Below are 26,250 nucleotides of genomic sequence, written 5' to 3'. Positions count from 1 at the left end.
CGTTACCAGTTTACATTCAACCGGTAGCCTTGGCCGCGTACCGTTTGAATGGCATCAGTAATACCGATCTCTTGCAGCCGACGACGGACACGATTCACATTGACTGACAGTGTGTTGTCGTCCACAAAATCAACCTCATCCCAAAGTGCTTCAAGCAAATCATCTCGGCTCACAATCCGGTCATGTTGTTCAACTAACCGTGATAAAAGATAGAATTCTTTTTTTGACAATTCAATCCATTGCCCATGGAAACTCACTTCATTCTTCTCCATGAAAATCGTTAGACCTTGAAGTTCTTTCTTGTGCCCATCTTGAGGGTGGGTCGCATATTCTCCGTAGGCGCGCCGCAAAGCGCTTTTAATCTTCGCTGTCACTACATCCAAAGAAAAGGGTTTCGCAATATAATCATCACCACCGTTTTCAATGGCCATCACTTGGTTCATTTCATCGGTACGTGCGGAAATGAAAATTACAGGTACGTTTGATTGCGTGCGAATTTGCCTACACCAATGAAACCCATCAAAATACGGCAAATTAATATCCAAAAGCACGAGGTCAGGGTCCAATTGCCCGAACTCTTGCTTGATGTTGTCCAGCTCTGTTGCCTGGTACACCGTGTACCCATAGCGGCTCAAATGGTCATGCAAAATTCCAGCAATCTTCGCATCATCTTCAATTATGTAAATGGAATACACCACCGCGTCCCCCCGTCGTCGTTTTTCTTGTATCGTACCAAATCGACGGAGGACGGGCAAAGGGAGGCAAGTAGGTTAATCAATAATCGATAACAAGTCTTCGTTCGCGGTGCGAAGTATTGGCGCAGCTTCTTGACTTAATGTATAGCTAGATACGGGTGTGGGGTGGAGAACGACGGTTTTAGAGACGATGTTCATTTGTTTCAATTCTTGGAGGCGAGTGGAAAGAATTCGCGGTGTTGCCGGATGGAGCAGTCCGCGAATTTCGTTAAAGCGAGAGCGATGATGATGGATGGCCATAAGAATGGGCCAATTCCATGCTTTTTGTGACAGTGAGCCAACGTTAAGCTGTTGCTCTGAGGCTGAGAGGATGTGTGCGGCTTCTTTCAAAAATCGCCCTTTATCCGTCAACGTGTATTCTGGGAACAACGGGTGATGGCGGTCTTCGGCTCGGATATGATGCAAAACGCCCTCATTAATCAGTGACTGCAAATTGCTACTTAACCGAGATGGCGAGATTTGCAATCGTTTTTGTAAAGGTGAAAAGCGATCGCCTTCGGTACGAATGTGCAGGAGAACCGGGAGCGTCCAACGACCGGAAAGTTGTTTGGAAATTGTGACGATGCGGACTTCGGGTTTCATTCGGCTCCGTTTAATGTTTGTGACAATTCAAGGTCATGACCGTCAGGATCTTTAAACGTAGCAAGTTTAACTAGCCCCGGGATTGTTGTCACGTCACTAGTGAAAGAAATGCCGGTCTCTTTGAGCTTGAGGACTGTTTCTTCAATGTTCGTTACTTCAAAAACCGCAGAAGCTTTTGACGGAATCACGTCGGTGGCTTCTGAAAAGCCAATAAAGCAGTCGGGTGTATTCGTATGAACACTCGCCATACCGTTGTCAGCATCATGAAAATCTAATTCAAAACCTAGACTTTCTGTATAAAACTTGAGTGTTTGTTCCACATTTGTGACGTTATACCAAATTGTAAAGCCAGAAGTAAACATTCATATCCCTCCAAGAGAACGATTTAATATCGAAAGTATATCTAGTATATTTTCGGAAGTCAATAATATTCAGAAAAATTTTAACCCGCATTAATACTAGGTGATTGGTAAATTCATAATCGTATTGTTTGCGTACCTCATATAGAGCAAACAGGAGGTGAATCATATGGGAGACGATTGTCATGCTCGCTTTTGGAATGATTGTGAGGATGGAATCGAAATGAATAACAACTTGATTAATGGGCCAGGAATTGTTGGAACAGGTTCCATTCCGCCAACACCCACCACGCCCACAGTTCCAACCACACCAACTGTACCGACGACACCGCCAGGGGAGTTGAACTTTGGCTCTTTTACAACCGCTTTAGCTTTTGTTGCTACAGGTCTGAATGTTCCTCTGGACACAAATGCAACACTCGTCGGCACAGCGATTAGCCATACACCTGGGGATGAAGAGGTTACGCTTAATGAAGCAGGCACGTATTCGGTGACGTATACAGCATCAGGGTCGAGTACCCTTTCAACCAATCCTGTTCAATTGCAAATTCTTCAAGACGGAGTAACCGTTCCTGGTAGCGTTGCGTCAGGCATTAGCCCAGCAACGTTAACAGCCACAGCCAATGTAACCGTGACAGAACCACCTTCGATCATAGTACTGAACACGACAAGTGCCGCCAGATTGACCGATGTCACTGTTGATGTAATCAAAACATCATAATGTTTATGAGGGTGATATGATGGACCGTGAGAGTTGAGAATATGTGTGTAGAATTCCACGTTTACACCGGGTCATTGGTAAAGTCACCTGCTGGCGTTCTGAGTAAGATATACAGAACACGCAGGAGGTGAATGAGATGGGAAACTATTTTAATTCTCGTCATTTTAGACATTGTGAAGATGGCATCGAAATTAATAACAACCTCATTAATGGACCAGGGGTGGTCGGCACAGGTACGATTCCAACGACGCCTACTGTACCGACGACACCACCAGGAGATCTTAGCTTTGGTATTTTTAACACCGTAACAGCAACGGTAGCGGCAGGAGCTAATGTACCACTCGATACGAATACAACACTAATAGGAACAGCAATTAGCCATGCGCCTGGAGACGCGGAGATCGTGCTTAACGAGCCTGGCACGTACTCGATCACGTATACTGCAGTTGCAACAGGCCTTACTGTTGGTGACGCGGTTGGTTTACAAATTTTACAAGATGCCACCTTAATTCCTGGAAGCGCGACAACAGGAACCAGTCCAGCAACATTAACAGGTTCTGCAACCGTTACAGTGACGACGGTTCCATCAGTCGTTGTGCTTAACAATACGAACGACGCGACGTTAACCGATGTTACTGTGAACGTATCAAAAACAGCATAACGAACGGAGAAGTTGGCACTTTCGGGTGTCAGCTTTTTTTGCTTGTGTGTGTGTGGCTCTGTGAAAACATGGTAAAATGGACATCTTCACTGGATAAACCAGCGTATAACGGATGAAAATAAATAGGTAACGTACAATGCTCGTTAGAATAGAAGGACGTGAAATTGTGATTCAAATGGATGGAGCGATTGCCTTTCGCAATGTGAACTATGAAGTCGATGGACGTAATATTATTGAAGACGTGACGGGGACGTTTCATAAAGGTGGAATTACGACGGTAGTCGGTCCGTCAGGTGCAGGGAAATCAACGGCATTTCGTCTTTGCAACGGGCTTCGTTCTGCAACATCTGGAGACATTACTATTGAAGGTATGCACATCCGTGACTACGCGCCGATTGAATTAAGAAGGATCGTAGGAATTGCGTTGCAGCAGGCAACGATGATTACAGGTTCTGTACGGGAGAACCTTGAATTACCTCGAACATTACGAAATATGCACCTAACTCAAGAAGAGGCGGAAGAGTATATTGACGTTGTTGGGTTGGGGAAAGAATATTTGGATCGTGACAGTAAAGACTTGTCCGGTGGGCAAAAACAGAAGTTATCGATCGCGCGAACGCTCGTCAATCGACCGAAAATCTTGTTGCTTGATGAAATAACGTCATCTTTAGACCGCATCTCCACACAAGAGATCGAGGAATTAATTGTACATATTAATCGCAAGTACGAAACGACCGTCATTTGGATTACCCATCATTTAGAACAAGCGATGCGTATAGGCACACACGCTTGGGTCATGATGGATGGAACGTTAATTGAGTCTGGAACGACCGAAGTATTAAAAAATCCAACCGATGAGCGTGTACGGCAATTCATTAAAGGAGAAGTGGAATGAGTTATACTGCATTAGCAATTGCACTCATCTTCGTTGCCATTCCTCTCGTGCTTTCCAAAACGTTGAAACTTGGGTTAGAACGAGACACAATTATTGCGACGGTGCGCTCAATCATTCAATTATTACTTGTTGGCTTTGTTTTGCAGTTCGTGTTTGATGCAGAAAATGTTGTTTATTTGGTGCTCATGATTATTCTCATGATCGCGGCAGCTACGGAAAATGCGCGAAAAAAAGGAAAGAACATACCGGGCATTACGTGGAAATTGGTCGTGACATTTGTTTTTGTCGAAGTGTTAACACAAGGCATCTTACTCGGTCTCGGAATTATTCCACCGACCGCCCAATACATTATTCCCATTAGTGGCATGGTAATCGGAAACTCGATGGTGCTTAGTATTTTATTTCTAAATCGCTTTACTGCAGAAATGTCGTCTAGGCGCGATGAAACAGAATTGATTCTCTCATTAGGCGGTTCAGCCAAGCAGGCGGTGCACCGGCCATTAATGACGTCAATTAAAGCGAGTGTCATTCCAACAATTGAAACACAGAAAACGATCGGTCTCGTGCAATTACCAGGCATGATGAGCGGTCAAATCATTGCCGGCGCCGACCCTGTACAAGCCGTTTTATTCCAACTTCTTGTGCTCTTCTTACTCCTCACAACAGCGGTCATTACGAGCATCATGCTCGGCTACTTCTCCTACCCGACACTTTTCAATGAGCGGGTACAAATGATTGAATAGCAGGTCTTGTACAGAGCCGTGGGGTCGCTGAATTTTTGGCGAAGGTGAGATCTATATCGCCGACCCCTCATATATTCCAATTTGGTTTGTGCAAAGAAACCAAACGAACCTTTGGCGCACCTTACGTTTGCATCGTGAGACCTTCATGTTCAAGCTGTCCCCCGTAGAGAGTCCTATGTGGGGATTTAGATATTAAAAATGAATGATTAACATGAAATTCCCCACATGAAAGGCATGAAACCCCACGTAAAGTCTTTTATGAGGGGTTTCATGCCAGATTTACACGTAAATCCGCAAAAACCCCCTCATACAACAAAAACGAGACCCGCTCGGGTCTCGTTTTTCTGTTTTATAATCCGAATACAACGGGCATCCAGTAGCAGACAGCGACTGTGATGATGGGTGCAATTGCTATGTGAAACGATGTAGCCTCTTTTGTTCATGACAAATGTAACTACTCAATGTATCTCAATCCCATCATAATACAGATAATAACGAATGGATGGTGATTCGGATGACGATCGCGTCAATGAAAGGGATTGTAAAACGGTACAAAAATCAAATCGTACTTGATTATATTGATCTAGATATCCATGAAGGTGAGATTGTCGGGCTACTCGGACCGAATGGCGCCGGTAAAACGACGCTCATTCACGGGTTAATGGGCATTATTCCTTTTGACCAAGGAACGATTCATCTTTTCGGAGAAGGAGGGAAAGTTTTTCATAATAAAAATAAGGAAAAAATGGGGCTGGTTACTCAGGATCTAACGGTGTTTCATGAACTTACAGCGAAAGAAAATCTCGAATTTTTCGCAGGGGTGTATGGACTAAAAGGAGAAGATAAGAAAAAGAGAGTGCAAGAGGCGCTAGCGTTTGTCGGACTTTCTTCAAAAGCGAGGCAGTCACCTAATAAATTTTCTGGCGGGATGATGCGAAGATTAAATATTGCTTGTGCACTGACTCATCGCCCTAAATTTCTCGTCATGGATGAGCCAACGGTAGGGATTGATCCTCAGTCGAGAAATCACATTCTGGAGGCTGTGAAGAAGTTGAGAGATCAAGGTACGACTATTCTGTATACAACACATTACATGGAAGAAGTTCAGGCCATTGCTAGTCGAGTCGTCATAATGGACCAAGGTCAAATTATAACAGCTGGCTCAGTGGAGGAGCTAACTAAAAACATTCAGCATGAAGAAAAAATCCTCATTGATGTGAATGACGTAGCGAATGTCCCGATTCCACGCCTTGAAAAACTTGATGGAGTAAAACGCATTCATGTGCAAGGCTCTACGATTCAAATTATATCTAGCGTTGGTGCTGGCAACCTGGATCGTGTGCTTTCCATTGTGAAAGAAACGACCGGAGTGGTCGGTATTCAAACGGAAAAGCCGAATCTTGAAGATGTGTTTCTCACACTTACTGGGAAACAACTCCGAGACGGGGAGGATGAGCGGGAATGAGAGAGCTTGTTACGATTCGATTTATTGGACTGCGAATGAGCCGTGATTGGCTTACGATGCTACTATTGCTCGTCATACCGATTGTGCTCGTCACAGTGTTTTCGATCGTACTTGGAGATGCACCTGGAAGTGATATGTTGTTGAGAAATGAAACGGTTGTTTTGCTCGTACTCGCTTTTCAGTTGTTTGGTGGAGCAGTAACGATGAACTACGTGCATGGTGATCTCTTCTCAGAGTACAAATATCGACTACGTTCGTTACCGATGAATACAACGCTTTACGCCTTCACGATTATGTTAGCCGGCATCTTCTATTCAATCGTTCTAGGTGCCATTCTTATTGGGTACACGACCTTTATTTGGGACGTGAACTGGGGGGATTTTGCATGGTCCATGCTAGTCATTACACTCATGTCCACGTTATCAAGTATTCTTTGTCTCGTGTTCACCTTCTCGGTGCGTAACTTTAAAATTGCTGAACGAATAAGTGAGATTTACGGTGTAGGGCTCATTTTACTAGCCGGCATGTTTTTCCCAATGCCTGACAACACACTGATCAATGGGTTTAATGAATACGTGAATCCAATTATGCTCGCCTATTCTTCCATTGATAATATGCGGAGTGGTTTAACGATGGAAGCGATCGTAAATTCGGGCCTTCTCATTGGAATTATTGTACTTGTTTCAATTGCCCTGTTCCTAGTTGGTCGGAGGCGAATGCCATGACGATTTTTACCTTCGCGCTTAAACGCACGTTAAGAGATCGAACGAACATTCTATTTTTGACACTGTTCCCCGTAGCTGCGATCTTTCTGCCCGACCAACAATATTGGCCATTGCTTCCACTTGGTTATCAGTACTTTGGGGTGTTGATGTTGTTTGTGAGCATTCGTCTTACGAGCATTATGCTTGACGATCGGCAGAAAGGAGTCGTCAAAAGGCTTGCCGCTGCACCGGTTTCTCACTTTCAATATTTATGGCAAAACTTACTTGCATTTGCCATCATTATGTTCGGGCAAAACGCTATCTTTATTTATGGGGGCAGCCTTTATGGACACGAGCTCCACGATCCATGGCATTTGCTCCTATTGTATACGGTGTTTACGTTCACATCGGTTAGCATTAGTCTCGCTTGGAACTCATTTTATCGGAGCAAAGAATCGTCATTTCTTGTGTTTATGTCCGTCATTACGATAATGGCAATATTGGGAGGCGTTATATTTCCTGTAGAAATGTTACCCGACACCTTCCAAAAAGTAGCTGTAATCTTCCCGACATATTGGTTTGTAGAAGGCATTGAGTGGATTGTGTCAGGAGAGAATGCAGTCGATCTTCTTCTCATCTATGGCGTATTGATGCTCTATGGGACGTTCTTTTTGATCATCGGCAGTGTTCGAAAAATTGGTTAGGCTTAACCCCCGCAGCTATTGAGCTGGGGGGTAGACGGGTTTTAGTATTCAGCAAAGGGGTGATGCGAATGGTCAATGTTTGGCGCTTTATGAATATCTTCTTCTTAATTGCGTTATGGATTGGGCAAGGTGTTGACTTAAGTGGCTTTCTGTTCGTACTCATCTTTGCCGTTCTGATCAGCCTCCGTTGGCGAATTGAACTGCCTGATTGGACAATCATGATTGACCTTTTACTATGTGTGGTGTTTATTCCTTTTTGGGATAGCAGTGCATACGGTCTTTTACTGCCCGCATTTGAAATGATGAGGCGGAAAAAATATCGATATGTGATAATCGTTATGTTCATTTTAGTCGTCTATCAATTGGACTCTTTATTCTTATTATGGTTTCTGTTCCAAGCAGGTCTTTTTGGAGTGTGGACAGGTGAAGCGGATGTACAGCGTGCGGAATCGTTAAAAGAAGCAGATCAGGAGCGAAAAGCTCGTTATGAGTTAGAGGCAGTAAAAGAAGAATTGTTAAAGGCGAGTCGTGATGCCGCACACCTCGCAGAAGTGACGGAGAGAAATCGTATTGCCAGGGATCTACATGACCATGTCGGTCATGACTTAACGGGAGCCAACCTGGCGTTACAGGCATATGAGCAACTTGAAGGGCGACATGCGAAAGACATGTTAAACGAAGTGAGGCAGAGGGTTGAAAGAAGCACAGTAATGCTAAGAGACACCGTTCACGACATGACCCCGGTGACAAGAATAGGTGCCGATCGTTTAGAACAAATTACGGCAGAGTATCCTCGTATTCCGGTTTCGTTCCAAAAGACTGGCAACACAGAACAAGTGCCGATTCATTTTTGGAGTTTGCTTGAACCGTGTTTAAAAGAAGCGCTCACCAACGTGTCTCGCCATAGTGATGCGACACGTGTTAATGTTCAGCTCGATGTGACGGAGCGTTTCGTAAGGTTAAGTATTCAAGATGATGGTCGTGGTACAAAGCCAGCGGCTGAAGGAAGTGGGGTCCGTAATTTGAAGTTGCGCGCACGTTCTTTTGGAGGTAGCGTATCCGTAAATGTGACTGATGGATACTTGATCGTTTGTATCTTGCCGTTAGAGGAGGATAAACTGTGAAGCTCTTGCTCGTTGATGATGATCCGCTCGTTCGACAAAGCTTGCAACTCTTGCTAAGTAAAGAGTCTGATATTGAGGTTGTGAGTGTTGCTGCCGATGGGGAGGAAGCGATCGCTCATTGTAGGGTGGACGTGCCCGATGTAATTCTCATGGATATTCGTATGCCGAATATGGATGGAATTACATGCACAGAACACGTGAAATTGTTATGGTCCAATGTGCGAATTATGATGCTTACTACGTTTAAAGATGAACAGAACATTCGCCTTGCTCTAAACGCTGGCGCGGTTGGTTATATTTTAAAATCAACACCCGTCGATCAGATGGCTCAACAAGTCCGTGCGGTTGCCGCTGGTAGTTCGGTGTTAGACAACGATGTACTTAGAGAGATTATCGGGCCTAAACGAGCAGTTGGCGAATCGTTTACTCAACTCACAGTGCGGGAAAACGAGATTGTCCAGGCGATTGCCCAAGGATTATCCAATCAAGAGATTGCTGAATCTTTGTACTTAAGCGTTGGAACAGTGAGAAATACACTTTCTGTCATTTTAGATAAAATGGAGCTAAGAGATCGAACGCAGCTCGCCATTCATTATTGGAAGCTCCGGGGGCAGGGGTGAAGGTGGCCGCGCCACACGCTCGCATCGTGAAACCTTCATGTTTAAGCCGTCCTCCGTAGAGCGTCCTATGTGGGGATTTCGTTATTAAAAATGAACGCTTAACATGCAAATCTCCACATAAAAAGCGGGAATCCCCACGTAAAGTCTTTTATGAGGGGTTTCATGCCAGATTTACACGTAAATCCGCAAAAATCCCCTCATACAACAAAAACGAGACCCGCTCGGGTCTCGTTTTTATGTTTTATAATCCGAATACAACGGGCATCCAGTAGTAGACAGCGAGTGTGATGATGACGATGGATGCAAGGTTAAGCCAAACACCGGCTTTTGCCATATCGCCAATTTCGAGATAACCGGCACTGAATACGGCTGTGTTCGGCGGTGTTGCAACGGGTAGCATGTAACAAGAACCAGCCGAAAGTGCAGCGGCAGCCATAAGTGGCAATGGATCGATGCCGAGCGCAAGTCCCATTCCGAGTGTGAGCGGCAGAACAAGGTTGGCAACGGCAGTGTTGGATAAGATTTCTGTAATTGCAAGTACGATGACGACTAAGAGCAAGATGATAAAGAATACTTCTAGCCCTTGAAGCATGCCGAGCAAGTCTCCGATATGTTCGTTGAGTCCAGATGAACTAAACCCGGCGGCGATCGCCATACCCCCACCGAAGAGGATAAGTACGCCCCACGGGAGACGGGTCATATCTTGCCATTCAAGAATGCGTTCGCCTTTTTTGTTACTTGGAATAAAGAACAATAGCAAAGCTCCAAACACGGCGACGGATCCGTCATGAATGAAATCAAGGTCTTCAATAAACGGTAACGTTACCCATAGAAGAACGGTGAGACCGAAGGCAATGGATACCATAAACTCGTTGTAATTGAATTTGCCAAGTTTTTTCTTTTCTTCTTTAATAAAATCGATGTTTCCTGTGTTGCCTTCTTCATCATTTTTCGTAATTTTAAAGGCAATTCTCGTAAGGTAAAAGTAGAGAATGACAAGCATGAGAAGGGCAACAGGCCCTGCGAACATGAACCATTCAACAAAGGTAACAGTTCGACCTAATTGTTCATAAGCGATTCCGGCAAGAACAGCATTTGGAACGGCGGCGACGATCGTTGCTAGACCACCGATCGTCGCAGCATAAGCGACAGAGAGCAAGATGCTTTTTGAAAATGATCGCAAGTTATCTCCGCTTAAGATCTGCTTGTCCTTCACTTCTTTAATGAGGGCAACCGCAACGGGAAGCATCATGAGAGCAGTGGCCGCGTTCGATACAAACATAGAAATGGCGGCTGTCGAGATAATAATACCGAGAATGATTCGTTGGCTTTGTGAGCCGATCATTCCGATAATGCCTAGTGCAATTCGGCGGTGCAAGTTCCATTTTTCAATGGCGATGGCAATAACGAAACCACCGGCGTACATGAAAATAACCGGGTTAGCGTAAGCAGACGCAATCGTTCCCATTTCTGCTCCTTGAAGAACAGGGATGAGCACAATTGGGACGAGGGAAGCAGCTGCCATCGGAATGGCTTCTGTAATCCAGAATGTCGCGACGAGCATCGTGACTGCAAGCACAACGCGGGGCTCATGGCCCATTATGCTATCAGGAATAAGGAAATATGTGAGTAAGAATAAAGCTGGGCCTAAAAATAAGCCAATCATATTTCGCTTAGAATAGCTGGAGGATGGTGGGTTTGTTGTCTCGTTCATAGAGCACCTCTTTCTTCGATTCAAACGATCGGTTCATGTTATAATAGCGGTAGTTCATTTTTGCTGAAAACGTTTTCATCATATAGTAAATCTTAAGGCATGAGAAGATCATAATGTATTGCTTTAAAGAAATCAATATCTTTTTAGTGGGATTTTTATTTGTGATAAATACTAATACAGGAGGCCTGTCATGCAAGCGGATCTCAAAACCCAAGTCGAAGCTGAAGAAGTATTGAAAGAACATCAACAATTTTTCTATTCAGGTGCAACGAAAAGTATAGATTTTCGATTAGACCAGCTAAAGAAATTAAAGAAAATCATTCAAAATCAAGAAGAAGAAATCTATGAAGCGCTACAACTCGACCTTGGCAAAAACCAATTTGAAACGTATGCGACAGAGATTGGCATCGTGCTTACAGATATTGAAGAAGCCATTCAGCAACTGCCGAAATGGGCAAAGCCTGAAAAAGTAAAAACACCGGCGTTTATGCAGCCTTCCAAAAACTACGTCGTCCACGAACCGTACGGCACGGTGCTTATTATTGGCCCCTTTAATTACCCGTTTCAATTGTTAATTGAGCCGTTAATTGGCGCGATTGCGGCAGGGAACTGTGCGGTGTTAAAGACGTCTGAGCATACGCCGGCAACGAGTCGACTCGTAAAAAGCATGGTGGAAAAGATTTTCTACAAAGAGTACATCCGCGTGATTGAAGGTGGCGTTGAAACGAATTCTTCTCTTATCCATGCCCCATTCGACTATATTTTTTTCACAGGCAGTACAGCCGTCGGCAAAATTGTTATGGAAGCTGCGGCGAAAAACCTCACCCCCGTTACGTTGGAGCTCGGTGGAAAAAGCCCAGCGGTCGTCCACCGGGATGCGAATTTGAAGCGAGCTGCAGAGCGAATTGTGTGGGGGAAGCTGCTAAACAACGGTCAAACGTGTATTGCGCCTGATTATGTGCTCGTCCATGAGGATGTGAAAGAAAAGCTTGTTGCACTTATGAAAAAGCGAATCGAAGCTTTTTATGGGACGGATATTCAGCATAATGCCGATTATGGCCGGATTGTGAATGACGGTCATTTTGACCGACTTGCTTCGCTCATTCATGAGGACGCAGACTATATTATCTATGGCGGAGCATCTGAGCGAGCGGACCGTTATATCGAGCCTACGCTGCTTGACGTGCCATCTCGAGAAGGCGCAAAGTCGATGGAAGATGAGATTTTTGGTCCGATCTTGCCGATCCTCACGTATCAAGACTTAGATGTTGAACTTCGAGAGTTTCAACAGTTGCCAAAGCCGCTTGCTTTTTATTTCTTCTCCGAAGATGACGGTCTTCAAGATGATGTGATGGCGCGGGCGTCGTTTGGGGGTGGTTGTGTGAACGATACGATCATGCATGTCGCAAATCCGCATTTGCCGTTCGGTGGTGTCGGTGATTCGGGTATGGGTAATTATCACGGGGTGTATAGTTTTGAGACGTTTAGCCATAAGAAAAGCATTTCGAAGCGAAGTTCAAAAGTGAAAGTGTCGTTTATGTACCCACCGTACAAAAACAAGCTCGGTCTGATTAAGAAGTTCCTGAAATAAGGAGGCAAACAGATGGGCAATACGTATTTGATAACGGGTTATCCAGGATTTATTGCGAGCAGAATTGTAAAAGAGATCATTCAAACGGAACACGTGGACCATCTCTATTTACTCGTGCTTCCTGATATGAAGGAACGGGCAAAAGCGGCTGCCGAGTCGCTTTTGCTCTTTGAAAACCAAGTGACGATCGTTGAAGGAGATATTACGAAACGAGACTATGGATGGACACGGGAGCTTTCGCATAATTTGAAACGTTCGGTTACGCATGTGTTCCACCTTGCTGCCATCTACGACTTGGCTGTGAAAAAGAAACAAGCTGAAGCCGTGAATGTGGATGGAACTCGTAACGTTAATCGATGGACTGAAGGTGTTAAGCAGCTGAAACGCTACGTGTATTTTAGTACTGCCTACGTTTCTGGCGACCGGAGAGGTACGATTTTAGAGAGGGAGCTCGTTCGAGGTCAATCCTTCAAAAACCATTACGAGAAAACGAAATACGACGCTGAAGTGCTTGTGGAAGAAGTGAGTAAAACGACCCCTACAACGATCATTCGACCTGGCATCGTTCGTGGTGATTCTGTGACCGGAGAGACGGCAAAGTTTGACGGTGTGTATTTTTATTTGAACATTTTGGAGCGCTTCCGTCAGCTTCGTTTGCCACGTGTACCGCTCGTTGCAAGTAGCGAAGCGAAGGGGAATTTTGTGCCGGTCGACTACGTCGTCCGAGCGGCCGTGTATTTAGGACATAAGGATGTTGGGGCAGGGAAAACGTATCACCTCACCGATCCGAATCCGTTTAGTATGCGCGAAGTATTCCATATGCTTTCTGAAGCTTATTTAGTCAAGACACCAAAAGCGGGAATCGCTTCAAAGCTAGCTGGCAACCGTTTATCTAAACCGTTAGAGAAGTATTTTCGAGTGGAAAAAGAAGCACTGGCTTATGCGGCAGTCGATGCCGATTACGATACCGAGCAAGCGGAGCGTGATTTACAGGGCAGTGGGATTGTATGCACCCCATTCGATGAGACGGTCGGTGCGTTGGTTCACTATTATTACGAGCATAAAAACGATAAAGACAAGCATATTCAACGATAACGGGGGGAGACGATGAAGCAAAATTGGCTACGATTGATTCTCCCACTCGTGGTGGTGCTTGTATTGATTTTTGTTAGCTCTACGATGTCTTATGAGATGCAAGATATCCGGCCTTTACTTGCCAGCCTTCCTGGACTAGGGTTGTTCAGTCAAACGTTTGGGTGGGTGTCGTTTACATATGGAGCAAGTGTGATTAGCATTGAAGCGTTAGGCGCGGCAGGGTTTATTGAATTTTTTGTCCGCAAAGGGACGCACGTTGCGGTCTTTGCTGTACTCGCGTTTCTCGTCTACCGACTTTTTAACGGGATCGGCTTTGCAACAATGAAAAGTGCTTCAATTACGATGCTCATCGGAGTTGGCTTTGCAACGTTTGATGAAATGAGACAAGCCTTTCATCCAGACCGAAGTGGGATGTGGCAAGACGTACTTCTAGATACAATAGGGGTCGTCATTGGTCTCATGATTGCCATACAGTTTTATCGAAAAAGAGGGGGAAAACGATGAACTTGGGGCATTTCCAACAATATGTACGAGAGTTTTGTAAAGAAAAGGGATTTGAAGATGTGACGGATGAACAGCGCTACCTCTATTTGATGAGTGAAGTCGGGGAAGTGAGTGATGCGCTTCTAAAACTTCAGTTCGCCGGTGAAGACAAAAAAACAGACATTCGTGACAATCTAGGTCACGAGTTATTTGATGTGATCTGGAATGCTGTTGAGATTGCCAATCGTCATGACATTGATTTAACGAAATCGTTTGAAGAAAAAATGAAAATTAATCATGGGCGGGAATGGTAACGTCCAAGTGTGGAGGTCACGGGTGGAAAAGATTGTTAGAGACATCATGCGATCCATCAATAAGAGGGAGGGTCGGTCAGTCATCGGTATTTCCGGTCACGGTGCTGCGGGCAAGACGACATTTGCCGAGCAACTCGTGGAGAGACTTGGCCCGAGCGTGGACTATCTTAATACCGACCCGTATATCATCAGTTCGGCCGTCCGCAAATATGCGACCATTGCGTATGAGTATAAGGGCGCGTTGCATCAGTTCAAAATGACGGCGTGTCACCCGGATGCCCACCACACGTTGGCATTAGAGCGAGACGTTGTCCAAATTCGAGAAGGCATTCCCTTTAAAACGTTGGACACTCATTACATGCCAAGCACGCTCATCTCATCAGAGGCGAACGTAAGCATCGTTGAAGGTATGAGTGTCGCATTTACAAATCTGGATCTTTACGACATGCTCATCTATTTTTATACAGACGAAGCGACAGAGCTCGCGAGAAGAGGCGTTCGTGACGTCTCCGAACGAGGCAGAACTTATGAGTTTTTGGATCAATCCCATTATCAACGGCGCATTCAGTACGACCTGTTTATGCACCCGTACCGTGAGCATTTCGATATCGTAATAAGGAATTCGGATGAGGACTGGGTCGTAGAGAAGCATGACGTTAGGTAATGAGATTCCTCTTTGATTGGAGAATGTGATCCGGGCAGCTCTTAGTGTAAAGAGCCAATAAGCTGTCGGCGCGAGCCGCGCCGAACCGAGTCCGATTTGGCTTCGGCCCCGCTGGGGCCGACGTGTCATTGGCACTTCATCCTGGAATCTACGCGCAAGTTGGAACAAACTGCGCGCACAGGGGGGAAACTCGCGCGCAAAATGACTCACCTAGCACCGCGCTACCCCTCCAACCCAACCCCAACAGCGCAAATCAGGAAAATGTTACGTTCATTCTATAGAAATAATTTCCATTATTCCCCGACTTTAGCTCAGTTTAAAGCAAGCCGTCCTTCATCATTCCAGCAAGCGGTGTATCCAGCTTTCCGCTAATCTTTTGTGCGGAGGAGGCAAGTTGGTCGGCGTGTTTTTGACCGTTTCTCATCGCTTCTTTTTCATCGACGGTTTGCACGATCCGGTCTTCAACAACCACGTTGCCATCAATCATCACAAATTCGACTTCTTGACCGCTTGCCGAGAACACGAGGTTCGGCACGATGTTACGAATGGGACCATCGATGCGTGGAAAGAGTGCGGGAGAGTGGAGGTCGAGCATAATCAGGTCCGCTTTTTTCCCCGGTGTTAAAGACCCGATTTCATGGTCCATACCGATGGCCTTTGCTGCGTTAATCGTCGTTGCTTTTAACATTTGCCAAGCGGGAAATAATGTTGGGTCTTGGTATTTGCATTTATTTAAGATTGATGTGAATTTCATCTCATTAAACATGTTGTTGCAATTGTTTCCTGGGGCTTGATCAGAGCCAAGGGCGAAGCGGTCGCTCGTCTCTAAGAATTCTTTCGCTGGCGGAACAATCCCATCAATAATGCCGATGCTACCTGAGCAAAGGATCATTGCTGCACCAGAGGAGGCGACGGTTTTCGTTTCTTTTGCGGTTGCTTCAGTTAAGTGTACAGCCATTAAACGCTCGTTTAAAAACCCATGTTCTTCTAAGTATGGAATGCTTCGTTTTCCGTAACGCAAAAGCATCTGATCGATTTCACGATCGCCTTGTGCAACGTGCATGTGAAGCCCCGTATTATATTTTTCTGCTAGCGATTGAATGTCGAGTAGCAGTTCTAGCGACATCATATCTGGTCCTTGTGGACCGAAAAGGCACGTAATCCTTCCGTTTTCTGTTTCGTGGTATTGTTCAAACAACTCTACGTTAGACTGCCGCTTACGTTCACCAACGGCAGGGTCAAATGCATACAATTCGCCGACTTCGCGATCCTCACTTTTTGACTCTGTCATTTCATTAATCATGTCACACACGCGAGCGCGCGTACCGAGTTGGACATGGTTTTTGACAATGTTTTTCATGCCTGCATCATAGTCGCAAATCGTCGTTGTTCCTGCTTTCACAGCTTCAATAAGGTTCACGAGTGAACCAGCGGTGCGTTGTTCACCAGTGAGAAATTGCATAAACGGCCAAAGCCCTTTTTCCATCCAATGGTGGGTGTCTTGAGCAACACCGCGAAGAATACCAAGCCCACTATGCATATGGGCGTCAATCAGCCCAGGCATTATGACTTTATTGTGGGCAGAGATCACACGGTGCGCAGTATATGATTTTTTTACTTCAGCAGTTTCACCTACTGCGACAATTTTATCTTCTTTTACACAAACTGCCCCGTCAGCAATGATGCCTAAACCTGTACCTTCCATCGTAATCACCAGCGCGTGTTCAAATAAATAATCTCCAGTCATCAACGTGATTCACTCCTTTTTAATTCATTATAACGTAAAAATATGTCAGAAAAGAGGGTTAATTCTAACAGTGCTTATGGAACGTATGCTAGACTTTATAAAAAGAGGAGGCGGTTGGTATCGCACTGGAAATGGTTGTTCTGAACGAAACGGATGCACAAGTTGCCGAAGAAGGTGGAGCATCGCGGTTGGCACTAGCGACGTCGATGAATGAAGGCGGTAGAACCCCTGATATTGGAGTTATCGAAAGCGTTATAAACACGGTGGGTGTGCCAGTAAGGGTAATGATTCGTCCGAGCGGAGGTTCGTTTACATATTGTGATGAGGAACAAATGAAGATCGCACAGACGGTCAAAGAAATTGCCGAACTTGGCGGTGTAGACGGTATCGTCGTTGGTGCACTAACCGCAAGTGGTCACGTAGATCGGACATTTCTAGAGAAAGTCATCCCCGTAACGAAGGGGATGAAACTAACGTTTAATCGCGCGATCGATAATACGGTAGACATCCACGAAGCGTACGATGCAATTTGTGACTATAAAGAATTTGTCACCGATGTGCTTACATCTGGAGGTAGACCGAAAGCTGAAGACGCATTGCTCGTCTTACGGGAGATGATGGCTCAGTCATGGGAGCGAAAAGGGCCGGCCATTATGCCGTGTTCAGGCATTACTGGTAATAACTTAGCGTACATTCACCGATTTCTCTATGCGAAATACTATCAAATAGGTACCGCAGCAAGGGTGGATCGCTCGTTCGACCAACCGCTTGAACTAGAACAGGTGCAACAGCTTAGCGCGTTATGCGAATAATAGATTAAAGGATCGATCAATATGCCAACACTGTATATCATGAGACACGGGGAGACGGTATGGAACCGTGAGCACAGAATGCAAGGATGGTCGGACTCGGAACTTACGACTAACGGCGTGGAAAGTGCAAAGCGTATGCAAGGACGATTAGCTCGTTTAAGTCTGGATGCGATTTACTCTAGCCCAAGCTTGAGAACGCGCACAACCGCTCAAATTGTTAGAGGCGACCACCTTGGCCCAGTTCAGTATGATGAACGTATAAAAGAAATGAACATGGGTGAGTGGGAAGGGCAAACTCAAGCAGAAATTAATGAGAAGTACCCGGAACAATCATTTGCATTTTGGAACACCCCTCATACGTTTACAACTGTTCATGGTGAACTTTTTGAAGACGTAAGAACGAGAGTGGCGTTATTTTTGGAAGCAATTAAACACGTTTCAGGAAACATTCTTATCGTTACACATGCGATTGTTATTAAAACATTACTGCAAATGGCGAAAGGCAATTCGCTAGAACAGTTTTGGAATCCTCCATTTATCCATCACTCAACGATGACTTACTTTGAGTTGAACGAGCAGTTGGAGTACATAGGTGTGGTGAATAATGATTAGAAAAGCAGTCGGTGCAATTATTTATCAACAGGACAACTATTTGCTCGTTTATAAATCAAACATCAATACAACGCTCGGCAAACAAACAATTTCATCAGTGTGGGATTTCGTGAAAGGCGGCGTCGAGACGCGGGATGTTGACCTTGAGAGCGCCTTGTTACGGGAACTAAAAGAGGAAACGGGTTGTGAGAACTACCGGGTTCATAAACAATTTGAACGGCTGCTCAGTTTTGAATTCTCAAAGTCAATTCAAGAAAAGATTGGCTATGAGAAACAAGAAACGACGATGTTTCTTGTCGAGTTTTTAGGAGAGATTTCTCACCTCCAACCTGTTGATCAAGAGATTACGCGAGTGCGCTTTGTGAAGAAACATACACTTGTCGGGACGCTTTCCCATGACGAGACGAAATCTTACGTTTCTGATTTGTGGAGTGAGTTGTAAAATCCACTGTAAAGAGTGGAAAATAGAGTTTATAAAGTAATAGCCTTATGTCTATAAATCAAGGAAACTTCCTCAAAAATGTGTCCTTTCTCCTGAAGTTGAATATGCTATGTGTGGATTTACTTTTTTGGAGGTGTACACATTTATGAACTTTGAAAGACCATCCAATCGCCGCCGTCGGCGTGGAATTGAAGTGAATAACAACCTAATCAACGGTCCAGGCATCGTCGGGGGTGGTGGAAATGGGGGATTTCCAACGACCCCGACGACTCCAACAATCCCAACAAGTCCGACGATACCAACGTCTCCGACGCAACCGACAGGCACGGGCATAACAGGGATCACTGGCCCAACGGGCCCGACGGGTCCAGGTGCAGGCGCTACCGGTCCGACAGGTCCAACCGGAGCAACTGGCCCGACAGGTGCCACTGGCGCCCCTGGAACGGGAGCAACAGGTGTGACGGGCCCGACAGGTGTGACTGGGGTCACTGGCGCGACAGGCTTAACCGGAGCAACCGGCGTTACGGGAGCGACAGGTATTGGAATTACTGGAGCAACAGGAGCAACCGGAGTTACAGGTGTGACCGGAGCAACCGGCGTTACGGGAGCGACAGGTATTGGAATTACAGGAGCAACGGGAGCAACCGGAGTTACAGGTGTGACTGGAGCAACCGGCGTTACGGGAGCGACAGGCATTGGAATTACGGGAGCAACAGGAGCAACCGGCATTACTGGAGTAACCGGAGCAACCGGTGTAACAGGGGTGACGGGCCCGACGGGAGCTACTGGTGTGACTGGTATTACTGGAGCGACAGGAACAGGACCGTCCCCGACTACGACGTTTGGGTTTGCTGCCAATACGACCGCTCCTACCATCGCGGTTATTCTTGGTGGTACGAATGTGCCGTTGCCAAGCAACCAGTCACTTAATAACATCGCTGTAGGTGCTGCGAATGAACAGTTTACGATCAGTGAGGCGGGGACGTATCAGATTTCGTATAGCTTACGGTTCACTGCGGGTGTGTTAGTCAGTTCTCGTGTACTGCAAAATGGAGTGACAATTCCACAATCGGTTGTCTCACCAACCGTTGCGCTTACGAACGCATCAGCGAATTTCATTGTGACTTTAGCTGCAGGAGATACGATTACACTACAACTATTTGGATTGCTCGGAGCTGCAATACTGCAAGGCGGGCAAGGAGCTGCGTTGTCCATCGTTCGCATCGCTTAATGTTAAGGAAGGGAGAAGCTCCCTTTCTACATAAAAAAGTTAGAATGTTTTTTCTTTTCCTTTTTTGGGTAACAATGAAATAGAGGTGATACCATGAGTCGGGTCAAACAGAAAACGACGAAGCAAGATGGGTTCTCGGTTTTCGTTGAGATGGTCGTTTATGTTGGTGCTTTCATTAGGGGATTTTTTAAGTGAAGTCATTGTCATTCGGCAGTGACTTTAGTCATATTTTCTACAAAATTATGAACGTATGTGCCGTTTGCAGGGGGCGGGTATGTCGGTGAAGAACCTTTCATATATAGCAGAAAGGGGAATTCATCATGACTGGAGCGGGAGGGTGGAAAAACCCAAGTTTGTTGCTTTTTGCAATCGGCATGTCAAGCGTGGGTAATTTCGTTTATTTAGTAGCGATTAATATTATGGTACTACAGTTAACAGGTTCGGCAGCAGCTGTAGCTGGGTTATGGATCATCGGTCCGCTTACAAATATCGTTACGAAGTTTTGGACAGGAAGTTTTATTGATTATCGTAGCAAGAAAAATATTATGCTCGTTACATATGTTTTGCGTGCGTTGTTCATATTTATGATTCCGTTTGCCCCGAACATGGTCGTTATTTATGGCGTGCTTGTCATTTTAAGTGTAGCTCAAGCGTTCCATACACCAGCATCAATGACATACATTGCGATGACGGTGCAAAAAGAGAAGAGAAAGCGATTTAATGCGATCCGTTCGTTTTGTGATTCTAGCGCATTTATTATTGGGCCTGCAATTGGCGGCGCGCTTATCTATTTGAGCACTGTAGAAGTGACGTTGTGGCTGAATGCTGGCTTCTTTATATTAGCAGCGCTATTTTTGCTGATCCTACCGAAAGCCGAAGAAACGAATCGTGAGGCAATTCCATCCTTAACAGTGCGGCAAGTCGTGCGTGATTTTTCTATCGTAAAGGAATTTATGGCGAATCACAGGTATGTGACCTTCATTTATTTTGGGTTTATTGTCGTCACGACGTTCACGTTTGCAATGGATGCACAAGAAGTCGTGTTTGTTCAGCAAGTCATTGGTCTTTCCGAAGTGGATTACACTTTACTCATTAGTATTACAGGGATCGGTGCTGTTGTCGGTGCGTTTGCGCTCTCAATTTTTTCAAATCGAGTATCGATCCGGTCGATGATTGCGGTCGGCATTTTCATGACGGCGTGTGGATATGTGATTTATGCGTTTTCGTGGTCATTCACGTCGATTAGTGTTGGATTTATTCTACTAGGCTTTTTCAATGTGTTTTTGAATGCGGGCATCCTAACTTTTTATCAAAACAACATTCCTACCGCGGTGATGGGCAGGGTGACGAGTATTTTTCAGTTAATTCAAAGCGTGTTTCATGTTGGCTTTATTCTCGGTGTTGGGGTTTTTGCTGATCTCATATCACTTCGACTTATTATTGTACTACTTGCTGTCATTATGCTCGTTATGAGTGTCGGATTTGCAATGTCTGTGTTGGCGCCTAAACGCAAGTCGTTCTTTCAAGAAGAAGGGGGGAACAGTAATGGTTGAATGGGTTCGTTCATTGCCGAGAAGCTTTTATTTAACCATCATTATTGCAATTAGTGTATTTATTCTCGCAATGTTAATGGTCACGATACTTACCGGCGATATACTTTGGGTAAGCATTACAAGTATGGTGCTCGTCCCAATGCAACTCATCTGTTTATGGATTATCAATTTCGTAATCAATAACAAAAGCAGTTGATGTGACTACACTTGCCACATCAACTGCTTTTTTAATAACTTCCTCATTGAAAAGAGTTTTTGCCAACCGGAGTCTTTTTTTACGGAGATTCACCGTCTTCAATCGGTAAATGTATCGACACGGTGGTCCCTTTTCCAGGCTTGCTTGTGACATCAATTGATCCTCCGTGGTGATGGACGAGTTCTTTTGTAATTGTCATTCCAAGTCCACTGCCCTCGGTTCGCTCCTGTGAAGATTTGCCCCGATAATACCGATCAAACAGCTTTGTTAGCGTTTCTTCATTCATGCCTTTGCCGTTATCAATGATGTGAACGGTTAATGCGTTATTTTCAACCCGTTCAGTACGCACGCGGACGTGTGTTTCAGGATTGTTATGTTTTATGGCATTATCAAGCACGTTGCCAATCATACGGACGAACCATCTAGGATCGACATTAACGATCAAATTTGTTGATTCATGATCTAAGACGATCGTTTGACCTGTATGTTCAAATGCCTCGATGCTCTTGTTAAGAAGAGGTTCGAGGGGAACCGTTTGTTTCTGAATAAACAAACGGTTACTTTCAAGGTGATACGTTAAGTTTAAGTCTTCGATGAGCGTGCTCATGAAACTAGACCGCTCATTTAAGGTCGTCCCCACCTCAATAATTTCTTCCTTGTCCCATTCGTACGCCTTGTTTGAAAGCATAATCGAGTACCCTTGTATGGAAGATAAAGGGGTTTTCATGTCATGAGACAATCCGGCAATCCACGCTTCACGACTCGCTTCCAGTTCAATTCGTTTAGCTTTGTTGTGTTCCAGCTGTGCGGAAAGTTTTGAGAGTGAGTGGTACAATTCTTGATAAAAACGATAAGGTCGTTTCCATTTTCCCTTTTTCGTTTTTCCGAACGCAGCAGGAGGAGTGAAGTCACCGTCTCCGAGCTGATCAAGCCAATTGATGGCGCCATAGATCGGTTTTGTGAAAGTCCGTGTAAACCATAGGGACGCAACGGCAAATACAAGAATCGCAATGCCGAGAATGACGAGTGAGATGATGAGTAATGTAGACCCGATTTCATTCAATGGTCGAAAAGGCAACTCGGGAATGGGAGCATAGACGACATATGTGAGCCCGTCAGATTCTGCGATTTGGACATACGCATCCACGCTTTCAGGCTGTATTTGATGTAGCATCACTTCTCCAAATGAAGGTTGCCGTAACCACTCGGGTGCGCGCAATTGATTGACGAGCTCGTCATCATTGAATACATACCCCCAAGCATCGTGTTGATCAAACTGTTGGAGTACTTCAGAAGTGTTACCCTCTTCAATGAAAGTAGCAAGCAATTCGTTTGTGACGCGTTCTTCCCCATAAAGAAGGAAATAGGTGTTTTCAGCGACTTGAAAATAAGACGTATACATATGGTAATTACCTACAATTGGATTGTCGACCAGCGTTTGAAGTTCTTGCAATGTATACGACTGAGCAAATCCTTCACCGGCAGGATAGGTGTCCGCTACGCTTCCGTCTTGATTAACAATTTGAAACCATCCATTTCGAGCATCTGCTTCCTCTTGCAATTCGTCAATGATCGATAGTTCCCCAGAAAATTCATACTCCGTTGATACAGAGAAGGACAAACTCTCTAGTCCAGCATCATAAAAGTCTGTGCGACGTTCTTGGGTAGTCAAGTAAAAGCCGAAAATCAGAATAATTGTGAATAATAGTGTTGAGGTAACGAACAAGATGATGGCATATTGCAGTGTGAATCGTCTCCATAACCGAAAACGAAATCCTTTCATGACCCGTCTCCATCAGGGATGAACCGGTAACCGAGTCCACGAACCGTTTCAATATACTCGGGCTTACTCGGGTTCGCTTCAATTTTCTCCCGAATTCGACGAATGTGAACGGTCACAGTATGTGCATCGTAATAATGCTCATCCCCCCATACCTTTTCGTAAAGCTGTTCTTTATGGAAGACTTGGCCAGGGTGTCGGCAAAAGAAAAGCAATAACTGAAAGACGAGGGCAGGGCAGCTCGTACGTTCACCGAGCACAGTAAGCGTTCCTGCCCGAGCATCAATCGTGAAACGCTCGTATGCATGTGATGAAGCGTCTGTTGATGGCGCAGAAGCGGGACGCAACAGACGGGCCCGAATTCTTGCAACGATCTCTAACGGGTTAAAAGGTTTCGTAATATAATCGTCACCCCCAATAGCGAAACCTGACAGTTTATCAAAATCTGAATCTTTCGCTGTGACGAAGAAGATCGTCGCTCCAGATTGGTGGCGAATTTGTCTGCAAATCTCAAATCCATCGCCATCCGGGAGCATCACGTCAAGAAGGATGAAATCATAAGTATGCGTGTGGCAAAGGGTTAGTGCTTGTTTTTGAGTTGTGGCACCATCAACGTCTTGAAACCCTTCTTTTTGAAGGACTTTGTGAAGCATCGTCCGTATAGCGTTATCGTCTTCCACAAGTAAGATTCGCGGGCTAGTCATCGTTCTTCACTCCTTACTCTCTATGAAAATAGTGTACCATCTGAACATTACGAGAAGCTCAACAAGAAGAATCATATTTAATCTACCGGTGAGGCGATCGTTCTCTTCTAGTAACCTTCGATTTGTATGCTAGCTATAGACTTAGGTTTTGGAGGGAGTAAGGAAAATGAATATGAAACGTTGGGTTGCTTGTGGAATTGCTGTTCTTATCGTTGGTATTGCCATTCCAGTACAAATGTTTGTAGCCGTCATGACGGCTGACTTTTCGGACGTATTTTCGTTTGATCAAACGTACCGCGAAGAAGTGATGAAGACCGGAACGAACGGAGAAATTGTCGTCCTTGAACTGGACGGCATGATTGAAGACACAGGTAGTGAATCAGGCTTTTTGGCGGCGGGATACCACCATCGTCAATTTATGGAAATGCTAAATGATGCAATGGAAGATCCTCTCGTCGATGGGATTGTGATTACGATGAACACGCCGGGGGGGAGTGTCGTCGCTAGTCATGCAATCTATGAACAAGTCGTTCGCGCCAAGGAAGAATTTGACACGCCAGTATACGTTTCGATGGCTGAAATGGCCGCATCTGGCGGGTATTACATTGCAGCAGGTGCTGATTATATTATGGCGCACCCGGCGACACTGACCGGTTCAATTGGAACAGTGATGAGTGCAGGGTTTAATATCGCTGATCTTGCCGATGAATGGGGCATTTCCGAAACGACCTTCTCTTCTGGTGAATTCAAACAGCTGGGGTCACCCTTTGAATCCTTAACCGAAGAGGAATCTGAACTCATGCAAGCGATTGCCGATGATATGTATGATGATTTCACATCGATCGTTGCTGAAGGCAGAGCGTTTAGCGAAGAAGAAGTCAACACGGTAGCACAAGGCCAGTTGTTCACGGGGAACCAGGCATTGCAAAATGGACTTGTTGATGAACTTGGCGATCTTGAAGACACGGTTTTGCATATGGAGTTGATGCTCGACTTAGATGCGACTGTGACGCATTATACGAATGGTTCTACAGAAGGGTCAATGTGGAATGTATTGGCGCCACTTGGCTTAGGAGCGTTCGCCTCTGACAAATTTGATGCAAATAGAGCGCCGAGTTTGCTCTATTTGCATCAATAGGAGGGAAGACGATGCAAATGTATGCAGGTTTTTGGTTACGGTTTTGGGCATATGTCTTGGATCTTCTAATCGTCGCTTCTTTGAATGTCATTTTCATTCGGCCCGTATTCGCACTTTGGTTACCTGATGATCTTGCGATTGGCGTATTTGCAATTGAAGCAATTATGGTGACGTTTAGCTATTACGTATACTTCATTCTCTTAACGAAATGGCAACAGCAAACGATTGGAAAAATGGCATTTGGCTTGCGGGTCGAGAGTTTGGAGGGTGGTTCGCTATTGTGGAAAGACGTATTTGTTCGTGAAGTGGCAGGGAGGATCATACACCGCGTGTTCGTTATTACCAACCTTCTCTACATCATGATTGCTGTGCATCCCGAAAAAGCAGGCGTGCATGACTTGTTGTCAGATACGAGAGTCGTCGTTAAGCGCGGCAGTATCCGGGTTGGCGAAAACAATACGCACTCACACTGATACGCCGTTTGACCAATAGCTAAATGCACAATCGGTAGGGGTGCATTTGTACGTAGGAATATACTGCAACCATAAAATGGTGGATTGTAACAGTTTTTCTGTTGGGTAACTAAGGTGCTATATAAGTTAAACTAAAAAATTTCTTCAAGAACCAATGGGAAGCTTGGCAAAGAGGAAACTGTGCTCGAGTTGCGACCGAACTGTTCTCAAGTTGGGGAAAATCGCAGGAAAAGCGATGTTTTCTCATAAACTAGGTAACAGAATGAGCGAACTCGGTAACAGATCACAAGGTCATGTGTACATCCTTGCCCCGAAGTACCTACAAGATGTCGGCGCGAACCGCGCCGAACCGAGTCCGATTTGGCATC

At 45.1% G+C, this 26,250-nt stretch carries 29 protein-coding genes; 22 read left to right on the top strand and 7 right to left on the bottom strand.

The window, feature by feature from the left end; all coding sequences use genetic code 11:
* Window positions 1-2 precede the first annotated feature (2 nt).
* The 3 genes from ACE1TF_RS05535 to ACE1TF_RS05525 all read right to left on the bottom strand — a co-directional run bounded on the left by ACE1TF_RS05535 (window position 3) and on the right by ACE1TF_RS05525 (window position 1,699).
* On the bottom strand, window positions 3-695 hold the full coding sequence (locus ACE1TF_RS05535; protein ID WP_042403389.1) for a response regulator transcription factor: 693 nt from the start codon (window positions 693-695) through the stop codon (window positions 3-5).
* 75 nt (window positions 696-770) lie between these two features.
* The gene (locus ACE1TF_RS05530) at window positions 771-1,337 is read right to left on the bottom strand and encodes a winged helix-turn-helix transcriptional regulator (protein WP_042403390.1); all 567 of its coding nucleotides are present in this window, start codon (window positions 1,335-1,337) and stop codon (window positions 771-773) included.
* Window positions 1,334-1,699, bottom strand: a complete 366-nt coding sequence (locus ACE1TF_RS05525) for a VOC family protein (RefSeq protein WP_042403393.1) — start codon at window positions 1,697-1,699, stop codon at window positions 1,334-1,336. The genes ACE1TF_RS05530 and ACE1TF_RS05525 overlap by 4 nt, the downstream gene beginning before the upstream one ends.
* A gap of 166 nt (window positions 1,700-1,865) precedes the next feature.
* Here ACE1TF_RS05525 and ACE1TF_RS05520 point away from each other — a divergent pair, with 166 nt between their 5' ends.
* The 9 genes from ACE1TF_RS05520 to ACE1TF_RS05480 all read left to right on the top strand — a co-directional run bounded on the left by ACE1TF_RS05520 (window position 1,866) and on the right by ACE1TF_RS05480 (window position 9,333).
* Window positions 1,866-2,417: a BclA C-terminal domain-containing protein gene (locus tag ACE1TF_RS05520; RefSeq protein WP_375014990.1), complete on the top strand. Its 552-nt coding sequence runs from the start codon at window positions 1,866-1,868 to the stop codon at window positions 2,415-2,417.
* A 136-nt stretch (window positions 2,418-2,553) separates the two neighbouring features.
* Window positions 2,554-3,078: a BclA C-terminal domain-containing protein gene (locus ACE1TF_RS05515; RefSeq protein ID WP_052364019.1), complete on the top strand. Its 525-nt coding sequence runs from the start codon at window positions 2,554-2,556 to the stop codon at window positions 3,076-3,078.
* 136 nt (window positions 3,079-3,214) lie between these two features.
* Window positions 3,215-3,973, top strand: coding sequence for an ABC transporter ATP-binding protein (locus ACE1TF_RS05510; RefSeq protein WP_375014988.1), 759 nt, complete (start codon window positions 3,215-3,217; stop codon window positions 3,971-3,973).
* The gene (locus ACE1TF_RS05505; RefSeq protein ID WP_375014986.1) at window positions 3,970-4,716 is read left to right on the top strand and encodes an ABC transporter permease; all 747 of its coding nucleotides are present in this window, start codon (window positions 3,970-3,972) and stop codon (window positions 4,714-4,716) included. The genes ACE1TF_RS05510 and ACE1TF_RS05505 overlap by 4 nt, the downstream gene beginning before the upstream one ends.
* 514 nt (window positions 4,717-5,230) lie before the next feature.
* On the top strand, window positions 5,231-6,181 hold the full coding sequence (locus ACE1TF_RS05500) for an ABC transporter ATP-binding protein (protein ID WP_375014984.1): 951 nt from the start codon (window positions 5,231-5,233) through the stop codon (window positions 6,179-6,181).
* On the top strand, window positions 6,178-6,906 hold the full coding sequence (locus ACE1TF_RS05495) for an ABC transporter permease (RefSeq protein ID WP_375014982.1): 729 nt from the start codon (window positions 6,178-6,180) through the stop codon (window positions 6,904-6,906). Before ACE1TF_RS05500 ends, ACE1TF_RS05495 begins: the two co-directional genes overlap by 4 nt.
* Entirely contained in the window at window positions 6,903-7,589 is a 687-nt protein-coding gene (locus tag ACE1TF_RS05490; RefSeq protein WP_375014980.1) for an ABC transporter permease, read from the top strand. The genes ACE1TF_RS05495 and ACE1TF_RS05490 overlap by 4 nt, the downstream gene beginning before the upstream one ends.
* Window positions 7,590-7,657: 68 nt before the next feature.
* The gene (locus ACE1TF_RS05485; protein ID WP_052364165.1) at window positions 7,658-8,713 is read left to right on the top strand and encodes a sensor histidine kinase; all 1,056 of its coding nucleotides are present in this window, start codon (window positions 7,658-7,660) and stop codon (window positions 8,711-8,713) included.
* Entirely contained in the window at window positions 8,710-9,333 is a 624-nt protein-coding gene (locus tag ACE1TF_RS05480; protein WP_042404360.1) for a response regulator transcription factor, read from the top strand. Before ACE1TF_RS05485 ends, ACE1TF_RS05480 begins: the two co-directional genes overlap by 4 nt.
* A gap of 241 nt (window positions 9,334-9,574) precedes the next feature.
* Here ACE1TF_RS05480 and ACE1TF_RS05475 read toward each other — a convergent pair whose 3' ends face one another.
* The gene (locus ACE1TF_RS05475) at window positions 9,575-11,047 is read right to left on the bottom strand and encodes an SLC13 family permease (RefSeq protein WP_375014977.1); all 1,473 of its coding nucleotides are present in this window, start codon (window positions 11,045-11,047) and stop codon (window positions 9,575-9,577) included.
* Window positions 11,048-11,237: 190 nt separating this feature from the next.
* Between ACE1TF_RS05475 and ACE1TF_RS05470 the strand changes: the two genes are divergently transcribed.
* From ACE1TF_RS05470 to ACE1TF_RS05450, 5 genes are read left to right on the top strand one after another with little or no spacing between them, the layout of a single operon-like run.
* Window positions 11,238-12,638 (top strand): aldehyde dehydrogenase, encoded by a 1,401-nt coding sequence (locus tag ACE1TF_RS05470; protein ID WP_375014975.1) that lies wholly within the window; start codon window positions 11,238-11,240, stop codon window positions 12,636-12,638.
* Window positions 12,639-12,650: 12 nt separating this feature from the next.
* Window positions 12,651-13,733, top strand: coding sequence for an SDR family oxidoreductase (locus ACE1TF_RS05465; RefSeq protein WP_375014973.1), 1,083 nt, complete (start codon window positions 12,651-12,653; stop codon window positions 13,731-13,733).
* A 12-nt stretch (window positions 13,734-13,745) separates the two neighbouring features.
* Window positions 13,746-14,237, top strand: coding sequence for a VanZ family protein (locus ACE1TF_RS05460; RefSeq protein WP_375014971.1), 492 nt, complete (start codon window positions 13,746-13,748; stop codon window positions 14,235-14,237).
* A complete protein-coding gene (locus ACE1TF_RS05455) occupies window positions 14,234-14,530 on the top strand; it encodes a MazG nucleotide pyrophosphohydrolase domain-containing protein (protein WP_375014969.1) in 297 nt (98 codons plus the stop codon). Before ACE1TF_RS05460 ends, ACE1TF_RS05455 begins: the two co-directional genes overlap by 4 nt.
* Before the next feature lie 22 nt (window positions 14,531-14,552).
* The gene (locus ACE1TF_RS05450) at window positions 14,553-15,194 is read left to right on the top strand and encodes a uridine kinase family protein (protein ID WP_375014967.1); all 642 of its coding nucleotides are present in this window, start codon (window positions 14,553-14,555) and stop codon (window positions 15,192-15,194) included.
* Between the two features lie 316 nt (window positions 15,195-15,510).
* Here the strand turns inward: ACE1TF_RS05450 and ACE1TF_RS05445 are convergent, their stop codons facing one another.
* Complete coding sequence (locus ACE1TF_RS05445; RefSeq protein WP_375014965.1) at window positions 15,511-16,941, bottom strand: amidohydrolase family protein; 1,431 nt, start codon at window positions 16,939-16,941, stop codon at window positions 15,511-15,513.
* Window positions 16,942-17,072: 131 nt separating this feature from the next.
* On the opposite strand from ACE1TF_RS05445, the gene ACE1TF_RS05440 reads away from it, so the two are divergent.
* From ACE1TF_RS05440 to ACE1TF_RS05415, 6 genes are all read left to right on the top strand, one after another.
* Window positions 17,073-17,753, top strand: coding sequence for a copper homeostasis protein CutC (locus ACE1TF_RS05440; protein ID WP_375014963.1), 681 nt, complete (start codon window positions 17,073-17,075; stop codon window positions 17,751-17,753).
* Between the two features lie 21 nt (window positions 17,754-17,774).
* Complete coding sequence (locus ACE1TF_RS05435) at window positions 17,775-18,365, top strand: histidine phosphatase family protein (RefSeq protein ID WP_375014961.1); 591 nt, start codon at window positions 17,775-17,777, stop codon at window positions 18,363-18,365.
* On the top strand, window positions 18,358-18,807 hold the full coding sequence (locus tag ACE1TF_RS05430) for an NUDIX domain-containing protein (protein WP_375014959.1): 450 nt from the start codon (window positions 18,358-18,360) through the stop codon (window positions 18,805-18,807). The genes ACE1TF_RS05435 and ACE1TF_RS05430 overlap by 8 nt, the downstream gene beginning before the upstream one ends.
* A gap of 145 nt (window positions 18,808-18,952) precedes the next feature.
* Window positions 18,953-20,038, top strand: coding sequence for a BclA C-terminal domain-containing protein (locus ACE1TF_RS05425; RefSeq protein ID WP_375014957.1), 1,086 nt, complete (start codon window positions 18,953-18,955; stop codon window positions 20,036-20,038).
* Window positions 20,039-20,358: 320 nt separating this feature from the next.
* Window positions 20,359-21,591, top strand: a complete 1,233-nt coding sequence (locus ACE1TF_RS05420) for an MFS transporter (protein ID WP_375014955.1) — start codon at window positions 20,359-20,361, stop codon at window positions 21,589-21,591.
* Window positions 21,584-21,787, top strand: a complete 204-nt coding sequence (locus ACE1TF_RS05415) for a hypothetical protein (RefSeq protein ID WP_042404373.1) — start codon at window positions 21,584-21,586, stop codon at window positions 21,785-21,787. The genes ACE1TF_RS05420 and ACE1TF_RS05415 overlap by 8 nt, the downstream gene beginning before the upstream one ends.
* Before the next feature lie 79 nt (window positions 21,788-21,866).
* Here ACE1TF_RS05415 and ACE1TF_RS05410 read toward each other — a convergent pair whose 3' ends face one another.
* Together ACE1TF_RS05410 and ACE1TF_RS05405 are read right to left on the bottom strand one after the other, a co-directional pair.
* Complete coding sequence (locus tag ACE1TF_RS05410) at window positions 21,867-23,570, bottom strand: sensor histidine kinase (protein ID WP_375014953.1); 1,704 nt, start codon at window positions 23,568-23,570, stop codon at window positions 21,867-21,869.
* Window positions 23,567-24,271 carry a response regulator transcription factor gene (locus ACE1TF_RS05405; RefSeq protein ID WP_375014951.1) on the bottom strand — a complete coding sequence of 235 codons (705 nt, stop codon included), beginning with the start codon at window positions 24,269-24,271 and terminating at the stop codon, window positions 23,567-23,569. Before ACE1TF_RS05405 ends, ACE1TF_RS05410 begins: the two co-directional genes overlap by 4 nt.
* 166 nt (window positions 24,272-24,437) lie before the next feature.
* On the opposite strand from ACE1TF_RS05405, the gene sppA reads away from it, so the two are divergent.
* Window positions 24,438-25,409 (top strand): signal peptide peptidase SppA, encoded by a 972-nt coding sequence (gene sppA / locus ACE1TF_RS05400; protein WP_375014949.1) that lies wholly within the window; start codon window positions 24,438-24,440, stop codon window positions 25,407-25,409.
* 11 nt (window positions 25,410-25,420) lie between these two features.
* On the top strand, window positions 25,421-25,882 hold the full coding sequence (locus ACE1TF_RS05395; protein WP_375014947.1) for an RDD family protein: 462 nt from the start codon (window positions 25,421-25,423) through the stop codon (window positions 25,880-25,882).
* Window positions 25,883-26,250 lie beyond the last annotated feature (368 nt).

The sequence above is a fragment of the Geomicrobium sp. JSM 1781026 genome, from assembly GCF_041949955.1.
Lineage (GTDB): Bacteria > Bacillota > Bacilli > Bacillales > Marinococcaceae > Geomicrobium_A.
The sequence above is the reverse complement of the archived record's forward strand: the minus strand, read 5'-3'. Positions and strand labels throughout refer to the sequence as shown.